Source organism: Halomonas llamarensis (assembly GCF_023555005.1).
GTDB lineage: Bacteria > Pseudomonadota > Gammaproteobacteria > Pseudomonadales > Halomonadaceae > Vreelandella > Vreelandella llamarensis.
The window spans coordinates 39,885-60,724 of the sequence record NZ_JAMJPJ010000011.1 but is presented as its reverse complement, the minus strand read 5'-3'; the positions used below and the strand labels follow the sequence as shown (position 1 = coordinate 60,724).

Annotated in this window: 20 protein-coding genes; 11 read left to right on the top strand and 9 right to left on the bottom strand. The window is 56.0% G+C overall.

Annotation, left to right across the window (positions count from 1 at the left end; translation table 11 throughout):
• Positions 1-16: 16 nt before the first annotated feature.
• The 6 genes from M8006_RS08745 to M8006_RS08720 all read right to left on the bottom strand — a co-directional run bounded on the left by M8006_RS08745 (position 17) and on the right by M8006_RS08720 (position 6,408).
• Positions 17-1,084, bottom strand: coding sequence for an ABC transporter ATP-binding protein (locus M8006_RS08745; protein ID WP_250081270.1), 1,068 nt, complete (start codon positions 1,082-1,084; stop codon positions 17-19).
• Positions 1,081-2,112, bottom strand: coding sequence for an ABC transporter ATP-binding protein (locus M8006_RS08740; protein WP_250081267.1), 1,032 nt, complete (start codon positions 2,110-2,112; stop codon positions 1,081-1,083). Before M8006_RS08740 ends, M8006_RS08745 begins: the two co-directional genes overlap by 4 nt.
• A gap of 7 nt (positions 2,113-2,119) precedes the next feature.
• Positions 2,120-3,061 carry an ABC transporter permease gene (locus tag M8006_RS08735; RefSeq protein WP_250081265.1) on the bottom strand — a complete coding sequence of 314 codons (942 nt, stop codon included), beginning with the start codon at positions 3,059-3,061 and terminating at the stop codon, positions 2,120-2,122.
• Entirely contained in the window at positions 3,058-4,104 is a 1,047-nt protein-coding gene (locus M8006_RS08730; protein ID WP_250081263.1) for an ABC transporter permease, read from the bottom strand. Before M8006_RS08730 ends, M8006_RS08735 begins: the two co-directional genes overlap by 4 nt.
• A gap of 98 nt (positions 4,105-4,202) precedes the next feature.
• The gene (locus tag M8006_RS08725; protein WP_250081262.1) at positions 4,203-5,804 is read right to left on the bottom strand and encodes an ABC transporter substrate-binding protein; all 1,602 of its coding nucleotides are present in this window, start codon (positions 5,802-5,804) and stop codon (positions 4,203-4,205) included.
• A 211-nt stretch (positions 5,805-6,015) separates the two neighbouring features.
• Positions 6,016-6,408 carry a glutaredoxin family protein gene (locus M8006_RS08720; RefSeq protein WP_250081260.1) on the bottom strand — a complete coding sequence of 131 codons (393 nt, stop codon included), beginning with the start codon at positions 6,406-6,408 and terminating at the stop codon, positions 6,016-6,018.
• A 223-nt stretch (positions 6,409-6,631) separates the two neighbouring features.
• Here M8006_RS08720 and mpl point away from each other — a divergent pair, with 223 nt between their 5' ends.
• The 3 genes from mpl to M8006_RS08705 are packed head-to-tail and all read left to right on the top strand — an operon-like array spanning position 6,632 to position 9,284.
• Entirely contained in the window at positions 6,632-8,023 is a 1,392-nt protein-coding gene (mpl, locus tag M8006_RS08715) for a UDP-N-acetylmuramate:L-alanyl-gamma-D-glutamyl-meso-diaminopimelate ligase (protein ID WP_250081257.1), read from the top strand.
• Between the two features lie 3 nt (positions 8,024-8,026).
• The gene (locus M8006_RS08710; RefSeq protein ID WP_250081255.1) at positions 8,027-8,647 is read left to right on the top strand and encodes a flavin prenyltransferase UbiX; all 621 of its coding nucleotides are present in this window, start codon (positions 8,027-8,029) and stop codon (positions 8,645-8,647) included.
• A gap of 13 nt (positions 8,648-8,660) precedes the next feature.
• Complete coding sequence (locus M8006_RS08705) at positions 8,661-9,284, top strand: LysE family translocator (protein WP_250081254.1); 624 nt, start codon at positions 8,661-8,663, stop codon at positions 9,282-9,284.
• Positions 9,285-9,305: 21 nt separating this feature from the next.
• Here the strand turns inward: M8006_RS08705 and M8006_RS08700 are convergent, their stop codons facing one another.
• The 3 genes from M8006_RS08700 to M8006_RS08690 all read right to left on the bottom strand — a co-directional run bounded on the left by M8006_RS08700 (position 9,306) and on the right by M8006_RS08690 (position 12,551).
• Positions 9,306-10,703 carry a bifunctional DedA family/phosphatase PAP2 family protein gene (locus M8006_RS08700; RefSeq protein WP_250081253.1) on the bottom strand — a complete coding sequence of 466 codons (1,398 nt, stop codon included), beginning with the start codon at positions 10,701-10,703 and terminating at the stop codon, positions 9,306-9,308.
• A gap of 61 nt (positions 10,704-10,764) precedes the next feature.
• Positions 10,765-11,697 (bottom strand): diguanylate cyclase domain-containing protein, encoded by a 933-nt coding sequence (locus M8006_RS08695; protein ID WP_250081250.1) that lies wholly within the window; start codon positions 11,695-11,697, stop codon positions 10,765-10,767.
• A complete protein-coding gene (locus M8006_RS08690) occupies positions 11,694-12,551 on the bottom strand; it encodes a hypothetical protein (RefSeq protein ID WP_250081248.1) in 858 nt (285 codons plus the stop codon). The genes M8006_RS08695 and M8006_RS08690 overlap by 4 nt, the downstream gene beginning before the upstream one ends.
• 146 nt (positions 12,552-12,697) lie before the next feature.
• On the opposite strand from M8006_RS08690, the gene M8006_RS08685 reads away from it, so the two are divergent.
• The 8 genes from M8006_RS08685 (at position 12,698) to M8006_RS08650 (ending at position 20,802) form a co-directional block, all read left to right on the top strand.
• A complete protein-coding gene (locus tag M8006_RS08685) occupies positions 12,698-13,999 on the top strand; it encodes a glutamate-5-semialdehyde dehydrogenase (RefSeq protein ID WP_250081246.1) in 1,302 nt (433 codons plus the stop codon).
• Positions 13,996-14,670 carry a nicotinate-nucleotide adenylyltransferase gene (gene nadD, locus M8006_RS08680; RefSeq protein ID WP_250081244.1) on the top strand — a complete coding sequence of 225 codons (675 nt, stop codon included), beginning with the start codon at positions 13,996-13,998 and terminating at the stop codon, positions 14,668-14,670. The genes M8006_RS08685 and nadD overlap by 4 nt, the downstream gene beginning before the upstream one ends.
• A gap of 105 nt (positions 14,671-14,775) precedes the next feature.
• A complete protein-coding gene (gene rsfS, locus M8006_RS08675) occupies positions 14,776-15,165 on the top strand; it encodes a ribosome silencing factor (protein ID WP_250081242.1) in 390 nt (129 codons plus the stop codon).
• Positions 15,162-15,629 (top strand): 23S rRNA (pseudouridine(1915)-N(3))-methyltransferase RlmH, encoded by a 468-nt coding sequence (gene rlmH, locus M8006_RS08670; RefSeq protein WP_250081240.1) that lies wholly within the window; start codon positions 15,162-15,164, stop codon positions 15,627-15,629. The genes rsfS and rlmH overlap by 4 nt, the downstream gene beginning before the upstream one ends.
• 60 nt (positions 15,630-15,689) lie before the next feature.
• Positions 15,690-17,603, top strand: a complete 1,914-nt coding sequence (mrdA, locus tag M8006_RS08665; RefSeq protein WP_250081237.1) for a penicillin-binding protein 2 — start codon at positions 15,690-15,692, stop codon at positions 17,601-17,603.
• Between the two features lie 3 nt (positions 17,604-17,606).
• Positions 17,607-18,767, top strand: coding sequence for a rod shape-determining protein RodA (gene rodA, locus M8006_RS08660; protein ID WP_250081235.1), 1,161 nt, complete (start codon positions 17,607-17,609; stop codon positions 18,765-18,767).
• Between the two features lie 29 nt (positions 18,768-18,796).
• On the top strand, positions 18,797-19,870 hold the full coding sequence (gene mltB / locus M8006_RS08655) for a lytic murein transglycosylase B (RefSeq protein WP_430886814.1): 1,074 nt from the start codon (positions 18,797-18,799) through the stop codon (positions 19,868-19,870).
• On the top strand, positions 19,867-20,802 hold the full coding sequence (locus M8006_RS08650) for a septal ring lytic transglycosylase RlpA family protein (RefSeq protein WP_250081232.1): 936 nt from the start codon (positions 19,867-19,869) through the stop codon (positions 20,800-20,802). Before mltB ends, M8006_RS08650 begins: the two co-directional genes overlap by 4 nt.
• Positions 20,803-20,840 lie beyond the last annotated feature (38 nt).

Here is a 20,840-nt window from a genome sequence, read left to right as displayed (position 1 = left end):
GGAACTAACGGCCGCCTCACAGGCGGCCTTCCTCAACAGCGTGACACGCCACGCGTGTGCCGTCATCTTGGGTTTGTAGCACGGGGATTTCCTGTTTGCAGCGCGCATTGGTGTAGGGGCAGCGGCCGTGGAAGACGCAACCGCTGGGCAGGTTCACCGGTGTCGGAACTTCGCCTTCCAAACGTATATGCTGCGGGCGATCATCTTCCAAACGCGGGATGGCTGACATTAGCGCCTGCGTATAAGGGTGGCGCGGCTTGGCAAACAGCGTGGCGGTGTTGGCGATCTCACACACGGTGCCGAGGTACATCACCGCGACCCGAGTGCCGAAGTGCTCTACCACGGCCAGATCGTGGGTAATGAACAGGTAAGTGAGATTCCGCTCGTGCTGCGCTTCCATCAAGAGGTTCAGCACCTGCGCCTGAATCGACACATCCAGCGCCGAGATGGGTTCGTCGGCAACAATAAACTCAGGGTCAACCGCCAGCGCGCGAGCAATGGCGATGCGCTGGCGCTGACCACCGGAGAATTCGTGGCCGAAGCGCTTGCCCCAGTCCGGGTCGATGCCTACCGAGTGCATCACCTCTTCTACCTTAGTGACGACTGTCTGACGGTTCCAATCAGGGTGGTGCAGACGTAGCGGCTCTTCAAGTGTTTGCTGAATCGTCATGCGCGGGTTTAGTGACGCATACGGATTTTGAAAGATCATCTGCATGCGCTTGCGGTAGGGCAAAAGTGCCCGCGAGCTAAGATTATCGATACGCTCGCCGTTGTAGCGGATTTCTCCTTCGGTGGGGGTAATGAGCCCCATGACGATGCGGGCGACGGTGGATTTTCCGCAGCCAGATTCGCCTACCACGCAAAGTGCCTCACCACGCTGGATGTCCAGGTTCACTCCATTGATGGCGTGGACATACTCCTGGTGGCGTACCAATTTACCGCCTTTGAAACGCAGCTGGTCAAGAAAATCTCCCGATAACGAGAAGCGTTTTTTTAGGCCGCGGATTTGCAAAAGCGACTCGGTGCTCTCTTCGTTTTGCGTCGGAACGTGTTGATCCGTCATGGCCGTTGCCTGCGCGTTCATGGGTTCGTCTCCTTCAAGCGGGCTTCATCATTGGCCTCTTTGTCTAACAGTTCGGCTACCATGTGGCAGGCGACCTTGCAGTTGCCCGACGTGACAAACGCCGGCACTTGCTGAGTGCAGGCTGGGCGCTGGGTGCCATCGGCGCGTTTGATAAAGTCGCAGCGTGGGTGGAAAGCGCAGCCGCTAGGCAGGTTAGATAGCGAGGGCATGCTGCCACGAATCTGGTTAAGCTTCTCACCCGGGGTGGCCATTTGCGGTAGGGCGTTGATCAGCCCTTGGGTATAGGGATGCTGTGGGTCATTGATGATTTCACGCGTCGGCCCTTGCTCGATCACGCGCCCGGCGTACATTACCAGCATCCGCTGGGTGACCTGGCTCACCACGCCTAAATCGTGGGTAATCAAAATCAGCCCGACGTTGTACTTTTCACACAGCTCCAGTAATAGCGCCATGATCTCGGCCTGGATGGTCACATCCAGTGCCGTGGTGGGCTCGTCGGCAACGATGATATCCGGGTCGAGCAACAGTGCGATGGCGATAATGATACGTTGGCGCATGCCGCCAGAGAGTTCGTGTGGGTATTGATCCAAACGCGTTTCCGGCGACGGGATTTGCACCTGGCGCAGCTTATCCAGTGCGATGGCGCGGGCTTTCTTGGAGGAGATGCGCCGGTGGGCTTTTAAGCACTCGAGCATTTGCTCGCCGATGGAAAGCACCGGGTTGAGCGTCATCATCGGGTCTTGGAAAATCATCGAAATGCGGTTGCCGCGCACTTTACGCAAGGCCCGTTCCGACATGCCGTTGAGTTGTTTGCCGTCAAAACGGACCTCTCCCCCCGCAATAAAACCAGGTTTGGCAATCAGGTTCAGTAGCGAAAAAGCAGCAACGGACTTGCCCGCGCCGGATTCGCCAACGATGCCTAAGCGCTCGCCGCGCTCAAGGGTAAAGTTGACGTCGCGTAGGGCGTGGACTTCGCTTAGGCGCAGGGCAAAGCGGACATCGAGGTGGTTGACTTCTAGCAGTGCCATGGAATTTTCAGCCTTTGTAGAGTCGTGGGTTCATGACATCGCGTAGCCAATCGCCGAGTAGGTTGATCGACAACACCAGCACTATCAGCACTGCGCCCGGGATCAGGGTGATCCACCAGGAGCCGGACTGGATGTAGTCAAATCCGGCTTTGATCAGCGAGCCCAGCGACGGGTGGGTTTCCGGCATCCCCAGGCCCAGAAACGATAGCGCCGCCTCGGAAATAATCGCGTTAGCGATCTGCACGGTGGAGATCACGAAAATCGGCGAGAGCGTGTTGGGCAGCACGTGGCGGAACATAATCCGCTTACTGCGTAGCCCCATGACGCGGGCGGCATCGACGTACTCTTTGTTTTTCTCAGCAAGTACTGAAGCGCGCACGGTGCGGGCGTACTGCGGCCATTCAGCCAGGCCAATGATCAGTATCAAAAGCGGCACGGCATAAGCACTAAAGGTGGCTCCACCAAAAATGGCCTTGACCAGTGCGCCAACGATAATCGCGACCATCAGCGTAGAGAACGACAGCTGGATATCCGCGAGACGCATGAGAAACGCGTCAATACGCCCGCCCAGATAGCCGGCAAGCAGGCCAAAACAAACGCCGATTAGCGCCTGAAGTGCCACGGCGCCAAAACCGATCATCAGCGATACGCGTGCGCCGTACAAAATGGTCGAGAGCATATCGCGGCCCTGCGCGTCAGTGCCTAGCAGGTACTGTGCATCGCTACCGTCGATCCAAAACGGTGGTAGTTCCGAGGACAGAATATCGATCTGTGCCAAGTCATACGGGTTCATGGGCGATAGCCACGGCGCGAGTACCGCGACGGCTACCAGTGCAATGAACACCACCAGGCTGATTTGAGCGACGATGTCGCGTTTGAAACTGTAGAGCAGATACGAGTCACGAAAGCGTTCCCAGCGGCTGGGAAGCACGGAAGAGGATGCATTCATGCGGACTTTCCAGTCAGTTTGACGGTGGGGTTAACCAGGCCGTAGATCAGGTCGACAATCGTGTTGGTGATCACAAAGATCAGGCCCACGATCATGAGATAGGTCACGATGAGCGGAATATCAGAACGCTCGATGGCATCCAGGAACATAAGCCCCATGCCGGGCCACTGGAAAACCGTTTCGGTCAGGATGGTGTAAGCCACGAGCGTACCAATCTGCACCCCGCCAACGGTAATGACCGGCAGCATGGTGTTTTTCAACGCATGCAGAAAATAGATGCGACGCATGGAAATGCCTTTAGCACGGGCAAACTTAACGTAGTCAGATTGCATTACCTCAAGCATTTCAGCGCGAATCAAGCGGATAAAGAGCGGTAGCATGATCGAGGCCAGCGAAACCGCGGGGAGTATTAGGTACGTTAATCCCTCTAGGCTTGCAAAGTTAGTTTCCCAAGTGCCAAACACCGCCACTGGGTCGCCGCGGCCGTAAGCGGGCATTCCCCCTTCGGTGGAGATTACGTCATTGAGCCAACTGCCCCAGCCGGTATCGACGGGAAAGGGTGTCCAGCTGACGCCGATGGCGAAGAGCTGAATTAGCATGATGGCGGTGAGAAACACCGGGATCGAGATACCAACAATCGATATGCCCATAAAAAATCGGGAAATCCATGCACGAGGCTTGATGGCGCTATAAACGCCAATGGGCACCGAGAGGGTCACAATCAAAAAAGTGGCCGCGGCCACGAGTTCTAGCGTTGCCGGCAGGTGGCGCGCGACAACGTCGGTAGTGGGTTGGTTGAACACGTAGGAATAACCGAAATCAAACTGTGCCGCATTAATCGCAAAGCGTGCGTATTGCACTAGGAATGGGTCGTTGAGCCCAAGCTCTTCACGAAGTTCGGCACGTTCGCTCTCCGGTACCGACTGGCCGACCATCTGCTGAATCGGGTCGCCCAGGTTATCTTGTATAGCAAAGGCAATGATGCTGATGACAAACATCACCAGCAGCGCATGAAAGAGGCGCTTAACCAAAAAGGCGATCATTAGAACGGTTCCGTTGATAAAACAGGGGAAGCTCGCCCCGGGGCGGATAACCTCGGGGCGAGCCAGTCAAATGGCACTGGGTTAACGCATTGAAGGCGTTATTCGGCGTCCATGACCAAGTCACCCAGGTAGGGGAAGTTCATTACGTTGAGCACCGGCTCAATGTTGACGTGATTGGCCGACGCCCAGGCTAAGTCTTGCCAGTGCAGCGGCAGGATCGCGGCTTCGTCATAAAGTGTCTGCTCAACTTCCTGTAGCATGGCCGCACGCTCGGCACGGTCCACTTCCACATTGGCCTCGGCAACCAGTGCATCAAGCGCTGGATTGCAGTAGTTACCCGCGTTGTACTGTCCAGCGCCGGTATCCAGATCAACGCAGGCGGTTAAGTACTCATGGAAATTGGCGCTGTCTTCGGTGTCGGCGTGCCAGCCAATCAGCATCATGTCGGCGGCACGGTCGTCGTACTCACCCCAGTATTGCGCTTTCGGCAGGGTGCTTAGATCGACATTAACGTTGATACGGGCCAGCATCGCGGCAACGGCCTGGGCAATTTTGGCATCGTTCACGTAGCGGTTGTTGGGTGCCATCATGGTGATGTCAAAGCCGTCGGCGTAGCCCGCTTCCGCCATCAGGGTCTGAGCGCGTTCTAGATCGTAGCGTTTCTCGAGACTTTCGACATGACCCGCGTAGCCTTCCGGTGAAAACTGCGCTGCCGGCGTGGCAAAGCCTTTCATTAACCGATCGGCAATCGCTTCCTGGTTAACGGCATAGGCAAACGCCTGACGCACACGCGGATCTTGGAACGCTTCAACGCGTTCTTGGTTCATGTGGAAGAAAATGATACGCGTGCCCGACATCGTCACGAGCTTAGCATCCTCGCTTTCGCGCACGCGTTCCAGATCATTGGGCGGCACCGGTGCGATAAAATCGACGTCGCCGGAAAGCAGTGCCGCAACGCGGGTAGCATTCTCGCTAATGGGCTTGAGGATGATGGTGTCGACGTTACCCGGCGATTCGGTGTCCCAATAGTTAGGGTTGCGCTCGAACTCGGTACGCACGCCCTGCTGGCGGTCAGCGACGGTATAAGGGCCGGTGCCTGAAACGTTGCGTGATGCGAAGGAGTTGCCGTTTTTGACGATTTCGTCTTTTGGATCGCCGTCTTCGGCTTCACCCGAATAGAAAGCGCTATCCATCGGGAAGGCGTAGGTGGCCAAATTCAGCAGCAAGGGGTAGGGCTTTTTGGTAATAATCTCTACCGTATGATCGTCAACGGCGGTGACACTTTCAATGGGATCAAAAATGGCTTTGAAGTCAGGGCTGCGCTGGAGGCGTTCGATGGTCCAAACCACATCGTCGGCGGTGAAGGTGTTTCCGCTGTGAAACTTAACCCCTTCGCGCAGCGACATACGCATGGTGGTGTCGTCGACTTGTTCCCAGTCGGCAGCTAGGCGCGGCTCGAACTCAAGGGAATCATTCCAACGCACCAGCGGATCGTGGGTCATGTGTGACAGCTGCAGGATGCCGCCAGAGAGCTGTTCGTGAATATCCAGCGATACCGGGTCGGCGTCATACGCCATACGCAGCGTGTTTTCAGCCTGTGCTGCAGTCGACACAAGTCCTGTGCCGACAAGCGTTGCCGCCATCGCTGAAGCGAGAAGCGTTTTTTTGAACGTTGAAGTATGCAAGGTATGCTGAGCCATAGTCTTTCCTGTTGTGGTTTTGATGCCAACGACTTTCTTAAACTTGTCATCAACAACATAGAGACCATCGCTGAAAGGCCACAATCGAAATAATGACAGGCCCTATCCATCTGCTCTATGACCCGCGGCAACGGGGGCTTCTAGTTGGCGCGGGTTAGACCAAAGGTTAAAAATGTGGGGCAAACGTCTGTTTTGTGTTTGGTACTTTCGTTTAGGCCTGCCCAAAGCGGCGACGAAGGTAGGCAATGATATCGTCAGACTCATACAGCCATTCGTCGTGCCCGTCGTTGTGGGTGATTTTCAGGCAAGGAACTTTGACACGGCCACCGCCTTCCTGCAGCGCTTTTTTGTGCGCCGGATCGAGTTGAGCATCGCGATGCTCAATGTTAAGCCCTAAGCGTGCCATTTCTTTGCGCACTTTGATGCAAAACGGGCAGGTACGGAACTGATAAAGTGCTAATGTTTCGCACGCTTTATCCACTTCGGCCTGCTCTTCAGAGGTGCGCTCAACGGATTTGGGGGTCGAAAGTTTTTCGCTAATTAACATTACCGGCGCGAGAATCAGTCGAACGCCGCGAAAAAAGTAGCGAATCAAGATACGCATTGTGAGCTCCTAATGAGTAAAAGACGGGGGCGGGTTATTGAAATAGAGCCAGAGATAGTGAAAACGATGTGGGCATCCTGCATTAACTCACCGGTTTTGTCACATCGGTAACGTGCTGGGTGAGTCACGCCGGCCTCCGTGCTAGGCTTTGGCGCTGTTTTCATCGAATAGCACGGCCAGGCTTTGCCGTGTGTAACAAGACATTCAAAGAGGCGTGACGGCCATGCATCTGCATATTATCGGGATTTGCGGCACTTTTATGGGCAGCCTGGCACTTCTTGCCCGCGAGCTTGGTTATCAGGTCAGTGGCTCGGACGCTAACGTTTACCCGCCGATGAGCACGCAGCTAGAAGAAGTCGGTATTACCCTGCAAGAGGGCTACCGCGCCGACAATCTAGCGCCAGCGCCGGATGCCGTCGTGGTGGGCAATGCGCTTTCGCGCGGCAACGAAGAGGTCGAAGCGCTGTTAAATAGCGGCTTGTCTTACACCTCCGGCGCACAGTGGCTCGCCGAGCACGTGCTGCCGGGTCGCAAGGTTATCGCGGTGGCGGGCACGCACGGTAAAACGACGACCGCGAGCCTTTTAGCGTGGCTTTTGGAAAGCGCAGGGTTAAAACCCGGTTTTTTGATCGGCGGTGTGCCGCGCAATTTTGGTGTTTCTGCCCGGCTGGGCGATAGTCATTCGCCCTTTGTGGTGGAGGCGGATGAATATGACACGGCGTTTTTCGATAAGCGCTCCAAGTTTGTGCATTATCGCCCGCAGATCGCGGTGTTAAATAACTTAGAGTTTGATCACGCCGATATTTTTCCCGATTTGGCGGCAATTGAGCGCCAGTTTCACCACCTTGTGCGCACGGTGCCAAGCCAAGGGCAGATATGGGTGGCGGACGACCAACCTGCGCTTGAACGGGTGTTGAAACAAGGCGTGTGGACGCCGGTTGCGCATTTTGGCGGCGAGCCCAGTAGTGCATGGCAGCTGGTGTTAGAGCGTAAGGACGCAAGCCGCTTTCAGGTGATCCGGCGCCACGATAGCGGCGAAGAAGATGCCGTGGTGGATTGGTCCCTCACGGGGGAGTATAACGCGCGCAATGCGCTGGGGGCGCTGGCCGCGGCCTCTGCTTGTGGGGCGGATCTTGCACGCAGCTGCGCGGCGTTGTCGCGGTTTGAAAACCCCAAGCGGCGCCAGGAGGTACGCGGGGAGATCAATGGTATTCAGGTCATTGATGACTTTGCGCATCATCCCACGGCGATTGCCGCGACCCTAAACGGCTTACGCGCCGCGACGACGAAAGGGCGGCTATTAGCGGTGATCGAGCCACGTTCTAACACCATGCGCATAGGGACGATGAAAACGCAGTTGAAGGACAGCGTGGCCGCGGCGGATCATGCGTACTGGTATCAGCCACCCGAGCTTGATTGGTCCGTTGTCGAGCTAATTGCACCGCAGGGCGATAAAGCAAGTGGATATGATGATATTGATTCGCTCGTACAAGCGGTGGTCACACAGGCGTCACCTTTGGATCGTATTGTGGTGATGTCCAATGGGAGTTTCGGCGACGTTCACGCGCGTTTATTAACGGCGCTCGCCGCGCGAGCTCAGCAGGGCAAGGAGTAGCGAATGACAGCCTTTAAACCGCCGGTGACCGTGGCGTTAACCGGTGCGTCCGGCGCGCAGTATGGGTTGCGTCTGATCGATGTGCTCGTTAAAGCCCAGCACGAAGTGTGGGTGATGATCTCGAAAGCCGCGCATATGGTAATTGCGACCGAGATGGAGACTTCCCTGCCTGCCCAGCCGCAGCGCCTCACTGAAGCATTGCTTGAGCGTAGTGGCGCCGCTGACGGGCAAATCCGCTGTTTTGGCCGCGAGGACTGGATGGCGCCGGTCGCCTCTGGTTCGGGAGCGCCGTCTGCTATGGTGATTTGCCCGTGCTCGACCGGCACGCTTTCTGCCGTGGCGACTGGAGCGAGCAATAACTTGATCGAGCGCGCGGCGGATGTCGCGATCAAAGAGCGCCGTACCTTAGTCATGGTGCCACGCGAAACACCATTTTCACCGATTCATTTAGAGCACATGCTGACACTCAGCCGCTTGGGCGTCGTTATGCTGCCCGCGGCACCGGGGTTTTACCACAAACCTACCTGCATTGATGATTTGATCGATTTTATCGTTGCGCGAATCCTCAATCAGCTGGGTATTAAGCACGCCCTGGTGCCGCGTTGGGGCGAGGGAAAACAATAGAGGGAACTTAATTATGTTGTCATGGGCTATGCTCTCGGTCTTTGTGCCAACCTTTTTATTGGTGTCGTTAACTCCAGGGATGTGCATGACGCTGGCGATGGTGTTGGGGATGACGCAGGGCGTCAAGCGCACCCTATGGATGATGATCGGCGAGCTAATAGGTGTGGGGTTAGTGGCAGCGGCTGCTGGGGCGGGTGTTGCGGCGTTAATGCTCAAGCACCCTGACGTTTTTGCGATATTTAAATGGGTGGGTGGGGCGTATCTCGCCTATTTGGGGGTGATGATGTGGCGTTCCCGTGGGCGCATGGCCATACCCTCTGACATACAATCCGGACCACCGGTAGGGCGCTGGCAGCTGGCGATGCAAGGCTTTGTTACCGCGGTGGCTAACCCGAAAGGCTGGGCATTTTTTATGGTGCTGTTGCCGCCGTTTTTGGATGGCGAAAAGCCTTTGGCGCTGCAGCTAAGTGTGCTGATCGCGGTGATTTTAACCATTGAACTGGCCAGCATGCTGACCTACGCCACGGGAGGCAAAACACTGCGGCGCCTGTTGGGGAGAAGCGGCAATGTTAGGCTGTTGAACCGCATCGCGGGCACGCTGATGATTGGGGTGGGGGTGTGGTTAGCGCTAGGCTAGCGTGCGAGCAGCTATTTGATTCTACACTGGCGGCAGCAAGCTGACGCGGGCACCGATTAGCATCAGCGATGCGACGCTGAGCAGCCGCCACGGGCAGGAGCGTAGAGAGGGGCGAGGTTGCTGTTGCCAGTACAGCAGCGTGAGCGCACAGACGGCTAATCCCAGTAGCGCGCCTCCCACCAAGTCGCTAAACCAGTGTACACCAACCACCAGCCGCGATAACGCCATGGGTAATGCAAGCGCCAGTGCTGCCCAGTAAGCCCAAAATCGCTTTTGACGAGGCATTTCGGCTGCGACGAAAGCTGCCGTCAGCCCAAATAGCACTACGGCTGTCGATGTGTGGGCGTTGGGATAAGAGTACGAACCCATTAGGTAGTCCGGTGTATCTGTACGGGCGCGTTCAAATAATCCTTTGCCCACTATGTTAAGCAGGGTGACGCCAGCAAAGGCGCCACACCAGTGCAATAGCGCATCCCATCTCTTACCCCTCAGCATCCACGTTGCCCACGGCAGGGTTAAGGCAATAATGCCCAAGGTATCGCCGATACGCGCAAAAATGTGACTGACGGTGTCAGAAACATCGCTTTGCAGCTGGGTTAGCAGATGCTGAACAAATAGATCCATCTCCAGCGGTCCATCGTGGCCGATCACCAAAAGCGTCCAGCCGGATAGGCTGCCCACTGCGATCACCAGCAGTAGCAATGAAGCCAGCGGAACATCGCCTGATTGGCTCATGGCGAGCCAAGGTCGGCGTAGCAGTGGCAAACGACGAATGCTAACGGCAATCGCCCGATAAAGCGTGCCGTGCCGTGAGGTTTGATGCCGTCCCCAGGAAAAAATGACGGCGAGAACGACGATAATCGTGCCGAGTATGACGAGAGCTGCTTCTATACCGGGCGGAAGCGTTAAATGTTGCTGCCAAGTGCGGCCCAGTAAGTAGCCGGGTAGCACATAAGCGGGCGCCCATAACCCGGCAGAGGCGAGGTTGGCCCAGATAAAGGTGCGCGGCGGCATCCGCACCATGCCAGCGACCAAGGGAATAACCGGCCGCACTGGACCCACGAAACGGCCTATGAAGACGGACCACGCGCCATAGCGTTCAAAGAAGCGCGTCCCCCGGGCCAGCCATTCGGGATGCTGTGACAGTGGCCAGCGCTGTGTGACTTGCTCACGATACTTAAAACCCAGCGCATAACTGATGCCGTCGCCTAAAAAAGCGCCTATAAAGGCAGCAATGATTAACCACGCCAAGGCCATATCCTGGTGTCCCGCTAGGGAAGCCGCGGTAGTGATTAACACCACGCCCGGTACCAGCAAACCCACTAGGGCAAGCGATTCTAGTAATGAAATCGCCAGCACTATGCAAAGTAACAAGGGCGGATTAAGCGTTAATAAGTGGAGCGTATCGATAAGCGCCAAAGGCGTCTCCTGCGGCAGGTAAGTATAATCGGGAAAGGTAAGTATCGTCAGGAAAGCTAAACTAAGCGTTGGAGAGGCTAGCGCCGCGGGCTTCGAGGCGTTGGGCAAAGTGCTCAAACGCTTCCTGAGCGCGAGGCAAACAGGCGGCAATGCGAGCTTCGACTTGTCCCGTTTCAACCAGTACGCAGCGTGAAATGGCGCGTTGTAGTCGCTCACGCACTAGGAGCGCGCCGCTTTCGCTGGTATCTGGCAGGACTAACCAGAACGAGGCACTGTCGGCACGGCCAAGAATGTCGTGGTCGCGACAGTGACGATTAACTTCATGGCATAGTGATTCTAATAATGCGAGCTGAGCGCGATGACCAAACTGCTCGCCGGCCATATCCAGCTGGGGTAAATGGACCACCAACACCGCCAGACGGCGATTGAGGACCCGCGCGCGCTGATACTCGCTGTGTAAGCGCGCATGTAAGGTATCCTTGTGGAAGGCGTTACAATCATCATCATTCGGGTCGGTGGCGCGTAAAAGGGCTTGACGTCGCCCATGCTCCCAGCGCGGCAAGGCAAGCAAAAGTATCACAACGCAGAGTCCCACCCATAGCTCGTTTGAGGCAGCGTGATGCAACGGGGTTAACCACCACACCAGAGGGGTTAGCACCGCATTGAGGCCCAGCGCTACCCACAGAGGCAAGAGAATGAACGCTGCAGTTAGCGGGAGCCCAAGCCATAATAAAGACGTTTCCGCGTGTTGCGATAGTGACTCAATGACTACAATATACGTGCTGGCAAGCAAAATCAGGCGGGGGACGTAGGGCTTGAATCCTTTGCCGATATGCATCAAAAGAGCGGTTGAGAGCAGTATTGTAATGAAGCTCGGGATGACCAAGTCAGCATAAGACCCTATGGCATAGAGCCACGTGGTATAGCTTGCTATGAGCACCAGGCTCGCGCTGTAGGCGAGCGTCATTAAATGCCGAGGAATGCGCTCAATCATATGACCTCATGAGCGCGGGTGGCTGGCTTAGAACGCGTGAGACTGCCTAAGTCGAGTGGCTCAGTTTCGATATCCATCAGCTCAAAAGAACGGGCATCCAAGGCGTCGGGGAGTTCTATGAGTAAGCGTTCGCGACGTCCTGTGGTCTCCTTAGGTGAGCGGGATAGTAGTAATAGCGCGAGTGTTGTGCGATTAATGCGGTACACATTCTCGAAGTAGTACGTCTGTTCACACAGCTTACGTGCGACGGGCCAGAGTTTTTGCCGCTTTACCCGTAAGATGAGTAGCTCGCCATGAATGCCTTCGCGCTCGCAGCGAGTCTGTTCTGTGGGAAGATCACGCAGCAATTGTTCGCGTGCCCATAGGTTAAACCCTGGGATCAGCCGTAAACGCTGACGAATGGTGCCGTTTATATCGGTCAGTTGACGCGCACGGGAAAGGGCTAAAAGGCTTAACACACCTAGCGAGAGCGTCATCAGCCACCCGCTTGGTGGCGATAGCTGAGGCGCTATCAATGCTAAACTCAAGGCCATACCACTAACGTTAAACGCGGCTACCCAGTTCATTTGCGGCAGCATAAATAGGGCTGCCCACGCCCAAATTAATAGGCTATGGCGTTGCGGGGCGGCGGCGATAAGCCCGATTAAGAGCGCCCCAGGAAGCAGTTGCCAAGGGACCCCGCGCGCGCGGCGATGGCTAAAATCGAGCAGCACGGCAGTTATTAACAGCCACCCAGCGGAAAGCCACAGTACCAGTGCGGCTTCAGGTGGCGCTGCCGCTGTCCAAAGGGCTAACACAACCGCTGCGGCGAGCAAATTGCCGCGCAGAAGTTGAATTTTGTATTTACTTTGCATGGTGCCTTACTATTGACCCCTTGCGTTGGTAGAGCGCAATGCCATGTTTAACCCGCATCATACTGACTTCCAGGCAGGCTGCCTAACACCGAGCGGTCACCATCTATTAACATAAGACTCACTGAGTCAAAACGCACGGAGAGGGCATGAGCGTTTCCACATCGTTTTCCAACCCAGCTGTTGAGTTAACCGCCGATATTCCGGCGTATATGCATGCCGTCGGGGGGGCTGCCCGTGATGCTGCGCGCGTATTACGCCGTGCTGACACCGGGTGCAAAAACCACGCCTTGGCCGCGATGGCCGAGCGCTTAAATGCCGCCCGCGAAGACGTGCTAGCGGCTAACGCGTTAGATATGCAGCGCGGCCGCGACAATGGCTTGGACCCGGCCTTGCTCGATCGCCTAGCGCTTAACGATGCGCGTATCGATGCCATGGTCGAAGGGCTTAACCAAGTGGCCGCGTTGCCCGACCCGGTAGGCGAGATTGACGGCCTGCGCGCACGCCCAAGCGGTATTCAAGTGGGTAAGATGCGCGTACCCCTCGGTGTCATCGGTATTATTTACGAATCACGCCCCAACGTCACGATGGAAGCGGCGAGTTTGTGCTTAAAATCGGGCAATGCCTGTATTTTGCGCGGCGGTTCCGAGGCTGCCGCGTCGAATACCGCGCTGAGCGCGTGTATTCAAGCGGGGCTTGTCGATGCGGGCCTGTCGGCAGGCAGCGTGCAGGTGGTTGCAACGACCGACCGCGCCGCCGTAGGCGAGCTGATCAGCATGCCTGAGTTTGTCGATGTGATTATTCCGCGAGGGGGAAAATCGCTGATTGCGCGTATCTCTCGCGAGGCACGGGTGCCGGTCATTAAGCACTTGGATGGCGTGTGCCATGTTTATGTCGATGCGACGGCAGATCTGGATAAAGCGTGCGCGATTGCCCTTAACGCCAAAACGCATCGCTACGGTACTTGCAATACGATGGAAACGTTACTGGTGGATGCGAAAATCGCTAAAACGCTGCTGCCGGCATTGGCGCGTTCCTATGCCGAGCACAGCGTTGAACTGCGCGGTTGCGAGCGCACGCAAGCGCTTGTGCCCGAGGCGCTACCAGCAAGTGCTGAGGACTGGGGTGAAGAGTATTTGGCCCCCGTGTTGGCAATTAAAATTGTCGATGGCATTGATGAAGCTATCGCGCACATTGAACACTACGGCTCGCATCACACCGATGCCATCGTGACGGAAAACTACACGCTGGCGCGTCAGTTTATGGCCGACGTTGACTCAAGCTCTGTGGTGGTTAACGCCTCCACGCGCTTTGCCGACGGGTTTGAGTACGGCTTGGGCGCCGAAATTGGTGTTTCTACCGACAAGCTACACGCGCGCGGCCCAGTAGGGCTGGAAGGGCTGACGACGCAAAAATACGTGGTGCTAGGCGACGGCCAGGTGCGGCAATGACACCACCTGCGCGCACTCAGCGCATAGGAATGTTTGGCGGCACGTTCGACCCAGTTCACCTTGGTCACTTGCGTAGTGGCGTAGAGCTTTGTGAAGCCCTTGAACTGGATCAGTTGCACATGATGCCAGCACCTCAGCCGCCGCTACGTGACCGCCCCCAGGTCTCGGCTGAGCAGCGTCTAGCGCTACTAAAGGCGGGGATTGGCGATACGCCGCGCTTAATAGCGGACGATCGCGAGCTTTGCCGCGATGGGCCCTCTTACAGTCTGCTAACACTTGAAGCGTTACGCAGTGACTATGGCACTGAGGCGCGCTTAATCATGGCCCTGGGGCAGGATGCTTTTTTAAAACTGGCCGACTGGTACCAACCGGAGCGCCTATTTGAGTTGGCCCATATCGTCGTCATGGCGCGCCCTGGCTATTCTCCAGACCGTTCGCAGGCGCTTTTGGAACTGCTCGCCGGGCGCGAAGTCAATAACGTGGCAGCGTTAATGGCAACACCACACGGGCGCGTACTGTCGGTGACGCTGCCCTCGCCGATGGGAATCTCAGCAACGGGAATTCGACAGCGTTTAGCGAGAAGGGAGAGCGTGCGCTATTTGCTACCTGAAGCGGTAGAGCGCGAAATCGCGCATCAATGCCTTTATCGGTTGCCTGAAGGCGGCAGATAAGCGTAAATACGCGCCTTTTAATAAGCGCTGGCAGCCACAAAATAAGTGGTTACAATGGCCAGCTTTACATCCCACCCCACCCCATGAGGTTGGTATTTAGGAGACATGCACATCGATACACTGAAAAAGCTAGCGATTGACGCGCTAGAAGAACTTAAAGGTCGCGATATTACTCAGCTTGACGTGGCAAAGCTCACTGACGTCACGGATCTTATGATCATTGTCAGCGGCACCTCAACGCGCCATGTTTCGGCATTGGCGCAACATCTTGTCGAAAAGGCGAAAGCCGAAGGTTTACAACCCCGCGGTGTTGAAGGCGGGAACAATGCTGACTGGGTACTGGTCGATCTTGGCGACATCATCGTGCACATCATGCTCCCCGAGGCGCGTGCGCTTTATGATCTTGAGCGCCTGTGGGCTGATTTGCCTGCCGATAGCACGGTAGCGCACGAGATTGTGCGCGAACGGATGGAAGATCAGGTTTCCACTTCATGAAAATCCGCCTGCTCGCGGTGGGCACCAAAATGCCCGCCTGGGTAGAAGAGGGCGTTGACACCTACCGCAAGCGGCTGCCGCGCGATTTCAGTCTTGAGATAGAAGAAATTCCTTTGGGGCAGCGCGGCAAGAATGCGAACGTCGCCAAGGCGCGCGGGCAAGAAGCGGAACGTATTCGTCAAAAGCTCAAAGGCGATGAATACTTGGTGGCATTGGAAGTGAAGGGCAAAGCATGGTCAACACAGGTCTTGGCTCAAGAAGCCGATCAGTGGCGGATGCTAGGAAAAGATATCGTGCTTCTCGTCGGCGGGCCCGATGGTTTAGACCCTTCGCTTTCCGCCAAGGCTGATAAAGCTTGGTCATTATCGCCCTTAACGCTGCCTCACCCGCTGGTCCGCATCATGCTGGCTGAACAACTTTATCGCGCTTGGACCTTACTTGTGGGCCACCCGTATCACCGCTAACGTCAGAGATAGCGCCCCATCGGCGGGCGTTGTTGGATTGTTTTGAGACCTATCAGCCCTATGCCTCAGCGCTTTGACAGATTAAAAAACAGTGAGTACGAGCTGCGTATTTTTCGTGTTCGCGCGCTGCTTGCACTGCTGGTTGTTACTGTGCTGATGGCACTTCTGATGGGGCGGCTCGTCTATCTTCAAGTCGTGCAACATGATCTTTACAGCACGCGCTCGGAAAACAACCGCGTGCGGGTTGAGCCGTTACCGCCCACGCGCGGGCTGATTTACGATCGTAATGGTGTACTGCTAGCGGAAAACCGCCCGACCTATAATTTGACGATTGTGCGCGAGCGAGTCGACGACTTGGATAAAACCCTCGCACTTTTAATCGAACTGCTCAATTTACCTGAAGAAGATGTGGAAGCGTTTCATCTTCGCTCCCGCCAGCGCCAGCGCCAGCGCCCTTTCCAGCCGGCGCTGCTGATTAGCGACTTAAGCGAGGTTCAAATCGCCCGGCTGGCGGTTAATCGCCATCGTTTGCCGGGTGTTGAAGTAGAGGCGCAACTTTTGCGCTACTACCCAGACGCCGAGGTGATGGCGCACGCGCTAGGCTACGTCGGCCGCATTAATGAGAAAGAGCTCAAAACGTTGGATTCAGGTAGCTACGCCGGTACACACTTCATCGGGAAAACTGGCGTTGAGAAGTTTTATGAGCATGAGCTTCACGGCGAAGCCGGACTGCGTAAAGTGGAAACCAATGCCCGTGGTCGCGTGCTGAGCGAGTTAGGGAGAACCGACCCGACGCCAGGCAAAAATCTCACGCTAACGCTGGACAAAGAGCTACAAATGCTGGCCTATGACTTGCTCGACGGCCGGCGTGGCTCGATTGTGGCAATTGAGCCGCAAAGCGGCGACATTCTCGCGATGGTTTCGGCGCCTGGTTTTGATAGCAACCAGTTCGTCACCGGTATCGATGTCGCCTCGTATCGAGGGCTTCAACAAGATCTCGATTTGCCTTTGTTTAACCGGGCGATACGGGGGCATTATCCACCAGGCTCGACGATTAAGCCGTTTTTGGCCTTGGCGGCGCTGCGCGAGGGTACGGTGACACCGGATACCACGATCAACGATCCGGGGTATTTTCAGCTACCCAATGACTCGCGCCGTTACCGCAACTGGTTGCGTTGGGGGCATGGCCGGGTAGACCTGGAGCGCTCCATCGCCGTTTCTAATAACACGTTTTACTATTCGCTAGCCCATGATTTGGGCATCGATAGGTTGCACAAACAAATGACGGCATTCGGCTTTGGCCAGCACGTTGCGCACGACGTGCAAGGTGAGAGCGACGGTCTGATGCCTTCGCGGGAGTGGAAGCGCGAGCGCTATAATCACCCCTGGTATCCTGGGGAAACGTTGTCAGTGGGTATCGGCCAAGGCTATTGGCAGGTAACGCCACTGCAACTGGCTACCGCCACGGCGACGTTGGCCAATCGCGGCGATTGGGTCAAGCCGCGTTTGGCCAGTGAACTGGGTGAGGCGCCCCTTCCGACAGCGTTGCCCGGTACGCCGCAAGATATCGAGTTGGCACAAGATGGCTGGTGGAACACTGTGTTCAGCGGTATGGAAAAAGTGTTGAGCGGGCACGAAGGCACAGCACGACGTACCGGTGTGGGCTTGGAGTACCGGATGGGAGGGAAGTCGGGGACAGCACAGGTATTTTCGCTCGGCCAAGATCAGCGTTACAACGCGGATGAGCTTGAAGAGCGCCTACGCGATCACGCGCTGTTTATCGCCTTTGCCCCGCTGGAGGACCCGCAGATTGCCATCTCTGTCATTGTAGAGAATGCCGGTGGTGGGAGTGCTCATGCCGCTCACTTAGCCCGTGCGATGACGGATGCGTGGCTTTTGGAAGATGAGGCGCCCGACGTTGATGACGTTCGAGATACGTTGGAAAGCGGCAACGCCAATACAGAGGGGCAATAACGTATGTCGTGGTTGACGTTGACACGTGGGTTACGCCGTTATCCAGTGCGACCGCCTGATAGCGGCATGTCGCGGCGTAAAAGTCTCTGGGAGCGGATACACCTCGACCCCTGGCTCATTGGTCTTTTGCTATTGCTAATGGCGTTAGGTTTAGTGGTTTTATACAGTGCGTCAGGCCAACGTATGGCAACTGTGTATGCGCAAAGTGTTCGCTTTGGCGTTGGGCTGGTGGGCATGGTGATTATTGCCCAGTTTTCTCCCCGAACCTTTTTGCGATGGGCGCCAGTGGCGTATGGGGTTGGGGTTTTAATGCTGCTGGCGGTAGAGTTTTTCGGCGATATGGGGATGGGCGCCAAACGCTGGCTGATGATTCCCGGTGTGGTGCGTTTTCAGCCATCAGAGATGATGAAATTGGCGGTTCCGCTAATGGTCGCGGCCTATTTAAATCGCTGCGAGTTGCCGCCGAAGCTGCGCGATATCCTGGTCTGCGCAGGGCTCATTGGCCTGCCTGTGATGCTAATTGCCTCCCAACCCGATTTGGGTACTTCGCTTCTGGTCAGCAGTGCCGCCATTATTGTGGTGCTTTTGGCAGGATTATCCTGGCGGCTGATTGGCTTGGTGATTGTGTTGGTGGCCTCTGCATTGCCACTTCTGTGGATGAACTTGCATAACTATCAGCGCCAGCGCGTACTCACATTTTTGAATCCCGATAGTGACCCGCTTGGCGCTGGCTGGAACATTATTCAATCCACTACGGCGATTGGCAGTGGTGGTCTTTGGGGCAAGGGGTGGCTCGAAGGAACTCAGTCACAGCTGGAGTTTTTACCCGAGCGTCACACCGATTTTATCTCCGCTGTGCTGGGCGAGGAGTTCGGCTTAGTGGGGATGCTGGCGGTACTTACCCTTTACTTTATGATTGTCTGCCGTGGGCTGTGGCTTTCCGGGGCTTCCCAAGACACTTTCGGCCGCTTGGTGGCGGGCAGTATTACTCTCACTTTTTTTATCTATGTTTTTGTTAATGTCGGGATGGTCAGTGGCATTTTGCCCGTGGTGGGGGTGCCGCTGCCTTTGATTAGCTTCGGCGGCACATCCAGTGCGACGCTTTTGGCAGGGTTTGGGATTTTGATGTCGATACACGCGCACCGTCGGCTTTTGTCGCGCTAATAGTCGAGTTTGGCAAGTGGGAGCCAATAATGAAAATGGAGAGTAAGCAGCGAGCAAAGCGTTTTGTATTAAGCGCGGTGGTAGCAGGGTGGATAGGGGTAAGCGCGGTTACCAGTATGGCAGAGGCTCAGCACTTCCACCCGCGATATAATGCTGATACCAAGGTATTGGTCGAGGAGCTTGCCGAGCGGGGGTTGCCTGCCAAGTGGTTAACTCAGACGCTTGAGCAAGCGACGTTTCGTCAAGACGTCTTGGATGCCATGGCTGGGGCGGCCGAACGGCGGCTGGGATGGCATGAGTATCGCGACATCTTTCTCACCGAGCAGCGTATCGATGAAGGGGCTGAGTTTTTGCGACAGCATCATGAAGCGCTAGAACGTGCGGATGCCGAGTACGGCGTGCCTGCTGAGATCATCACTGCGATTATCGGGGTGGAAACCTATTACGGGCGTTATAAGGGGCGTCACCGGGTGCTGGATTCACTAGCGACATTAGCGTTTCACCACCCGCAACGCGGCGCTTTTTTTCGCGGTGAGCTCGCGGCCTTTTTGCGTATTGCCTATGAACAGGGTGTCGACCCCGCTGAGTTAACCGGCTCTTATGCAGGTGCGATGGGGTTCCCGCAATTTATTCCCACTAGCTACCAAGCTTATGCGGTCGATTTCGATGGTGATGGTCAGCGTGACTTGTGGAACAATCAAGTGGATGCCATCGGCAGCGTAGCGAACTACTTTGCCGAGCATGATTGGCAGGCAGGTGAGCCGATTTACCAGCGTGCCGAGATTTCGTCTGCCGGGGAAAAAGCTCAAGCTGACATTCCCTTTAATCAAGTTTCAACACCTGCCTATACACTAGCGCAAGCAGAAAGCGCGGGACTGCATCCAGTGGGAGAGGGCGCGGACGCGTTTTTATCTCGTCAAGATAACCGCGTGGTGCCGTTACGTTTGGCACGAGAAGATGGCAGCCAGACATATTATCTCGGGGGCTTTAATTTCTACGTGATAACGCGTTATAACCACAGTCATCTCTATGCAATGGCGGTAGCAACACTGGCCGATGCCATAGTAAGCGCGCATAAGATGCAGCAAGAGGGCAAGCAATGAGCAGGCAGCCTAAGGTGGGTGTTACAACATGCCGAGCAAGCACATCGGCGCCGCTGGCGCTGTTGATCTTGGCCTTGTTTGTGAGCGGGTGTGCAAGCCTGGATACTCAGCATGCCGAGTACCCAGCGGGTTCAGGGTTACAACAAACCGATCCAGCATCAGCGGGCAGCGACGGCCGCTATGCCTTGAGTGGCGATGCCTATCCGCTTGACCCACCCGATGTTTCTCGCGTACCCGATGCTGAGCCTAGAGACGAACCGCATTCGCGTGCAGGTAATCGCTCAAGCTATCAGGTGTGGGGCAAAACGTACCGCGTACTATCAGACGCAACGGGGTATTCGCGAGAGGGGACCGCCTCTTGGTATGGTGAGAAATTTCACGGTTATGCCACTTCTAGCGGCGAAATTTACGATATGTACAAAATGACCGCAGCACACCGCTCGCTGCCGTTACCGACGTTTGCCCGGGTGACGAGCCTGAATAACGGTAACGCCGTCATTGTGCGTATCAATGACCGCGGCCCTTTTCACAGTGAGCGTGAAATTGATCTTTCCTATGCCGCAGCGTCACGGCTTGGGTTTATCGACGAAGGCACGGGACGTGTGAAGGTCGAAGCCATCGACCCTAAGCGCTGGCAGGCTAGTGCTTCGGATGTTAAACCGGCTCAAGAGTCTGCGGCACGTGAGCCGGCAACCGAATCAGCAGAGGAAACCGTCCCTTTTTACTTGCAAATTGCCGCCCTAGGCAGCGCGGAAAGTGCTGATCAACTTAAGCAGCAGTTACAACATGAGCTACGCCACGATGTGCGTGTGACTAGCGAAGCCGAGGTGTACCGCGTACAAGTCGGACCGGTTAGGCGCCAACAAGATGAGCCGTTGCTGCGCGAGTCGCTTCGTCAGGCAGGGTTTCCCCAACCCTTTATCGTGAGATAATGCATTTTTACCTAAGTGAGATTATATCTGTTATGAAC

Excerpts from the sequence above, each read along its gene's own strand:
- M8006_RS08745 (WP_250081270.1), bottom strand. The coding sequence starts at position 1,084 with ATGAACGCGCAGGCAACGGCCATGACGGATCAACACGTTCCGACGCAA.
- M8006_RS08740 (WP_250081267.1), bottom strand. The coding sequence starts at position 2,112 with ATGGCACTGCTAGAAGTCAACCACCTCGATGTCCGCTTTGCCCTGCGC.
- M8006_RS08735 (WP_250081265.1), bottom strand. The coding sequence starts at position 3,061 with ATGAATGCATCCTCTTCCGTGCTTCCCAGCCGCTGGGAACGCTTTCGT.
- M8006_RS08730 (WP_250081263.1), bottom strand. The coding sequence starts at position 4,104 with ATGATCGCCTTTTTGGTTAAGCGCCTCTTTCATGCGCTGCTGGTGATG.
- M8006_RS08725 (WP_250081262.1), bottom strand. The coding sequence starts at position 5,804 with ATGGCTCAGCATACCTTGCATACTTCAACGTTCAAAAAAACGCTTCTC.
- M8006_RS08720 (WP_250081260.1), bottom strand. The coding sequence starts at position 6,408 with ATGCGTATCTTGATTCGCTACTTTTTTCGCGGCGTTCGACTGATTCTC.
- mpl (WP_250081257.1), top strand. The coding sequence starts at position 6,632 with ATGCATCTGCATATTATCGGGATTTGCGGCACTTTTATGGGCAGCCTG.
- M8006_RS08710 (WP_250081255.1), top strand. The coding sequence starts at position 8,027 with ATGACAGCCTTTAAACCGCCGGTGACCGTGGCGTTAACCGGTGCGTCC.
- M8006_RS08705 (WP_250081254.1), top strand. The coding sequence starts at position 8,661 with ATGTTGTCATGGGCTATGCTCTCGGTCTTTGTGCCAACCTTTTTATTG.
- M8006_RS08695 (WP_250081250.1), bottom strand. The coding sequence starts at position 11,697 with ATGATTGAGCGCATTCCTCGGCATTTAATGACGCTCGCCTACAGCGCG.
- M8006_RS08690 (WP_250081248.1), bottom strand. The coding sequence starts at position 12,551 with ATGCAAAGTAAATACAAAATTCAACTTCTGCGCGGCAATTTGCTCGCC.
- M8006_RS08685 (WP_250081246.1), top strand. The coding sequence starts at position 12,698 with ATGAGCGTTTCCACATCGTTTTCCAACCCAGCTGTTGAGTTAACCGCC.
- nadD (WP_250081244.1), top strand. The coding sequence starts at position 13,996 with ATGACACCACCTGCGCGCACTCAGCGCATAGGAATGTTTGGCGGCACG.
- rsfS (WP_250081242.1), top strand. The coding sequence starts at position 14,776 with ATGCACATCGATACACTGAAAAAGCTAGCGATTGACGCGCTAGAAGAA.
- rlmH (WP_250081240.1), top strand. The coding sequence starts at position 15,162 with ATGAAAATCCGCCTGCTCGCGGTGGGCACCAAAATGCCCGCCTGGGTA.
- mrdA (WP_250081237.1), top strand. The coding sequence starts at position 15,690 with ATGCCTCAGCGCTTTGACAGATTAAAAAACAGTGAGTACGAGCTGCGT.
- rodA (WP_250081235.1), top strand. The coding sequence starts at position 17,607 with ATGTCGTGGTTGACGTTGACACGTGGGTTACGCCGTTATCCAGTGCGA.
- mltB (WP_430886814.1), top strand. The coding sequence starts at position 18,797 with ATGAAAATGGAGAGTAAGCAGCGAGCAAAGCGTTTTGTATTAAGCGCG.
- M8006_RS08650 (WP_250081232.1), top strand. The coding sequence starts at position 19,867 with ATGAGCAGGCAGCCTAAGGTGGGTGTTACAACATGCCGAGCAAGCACA.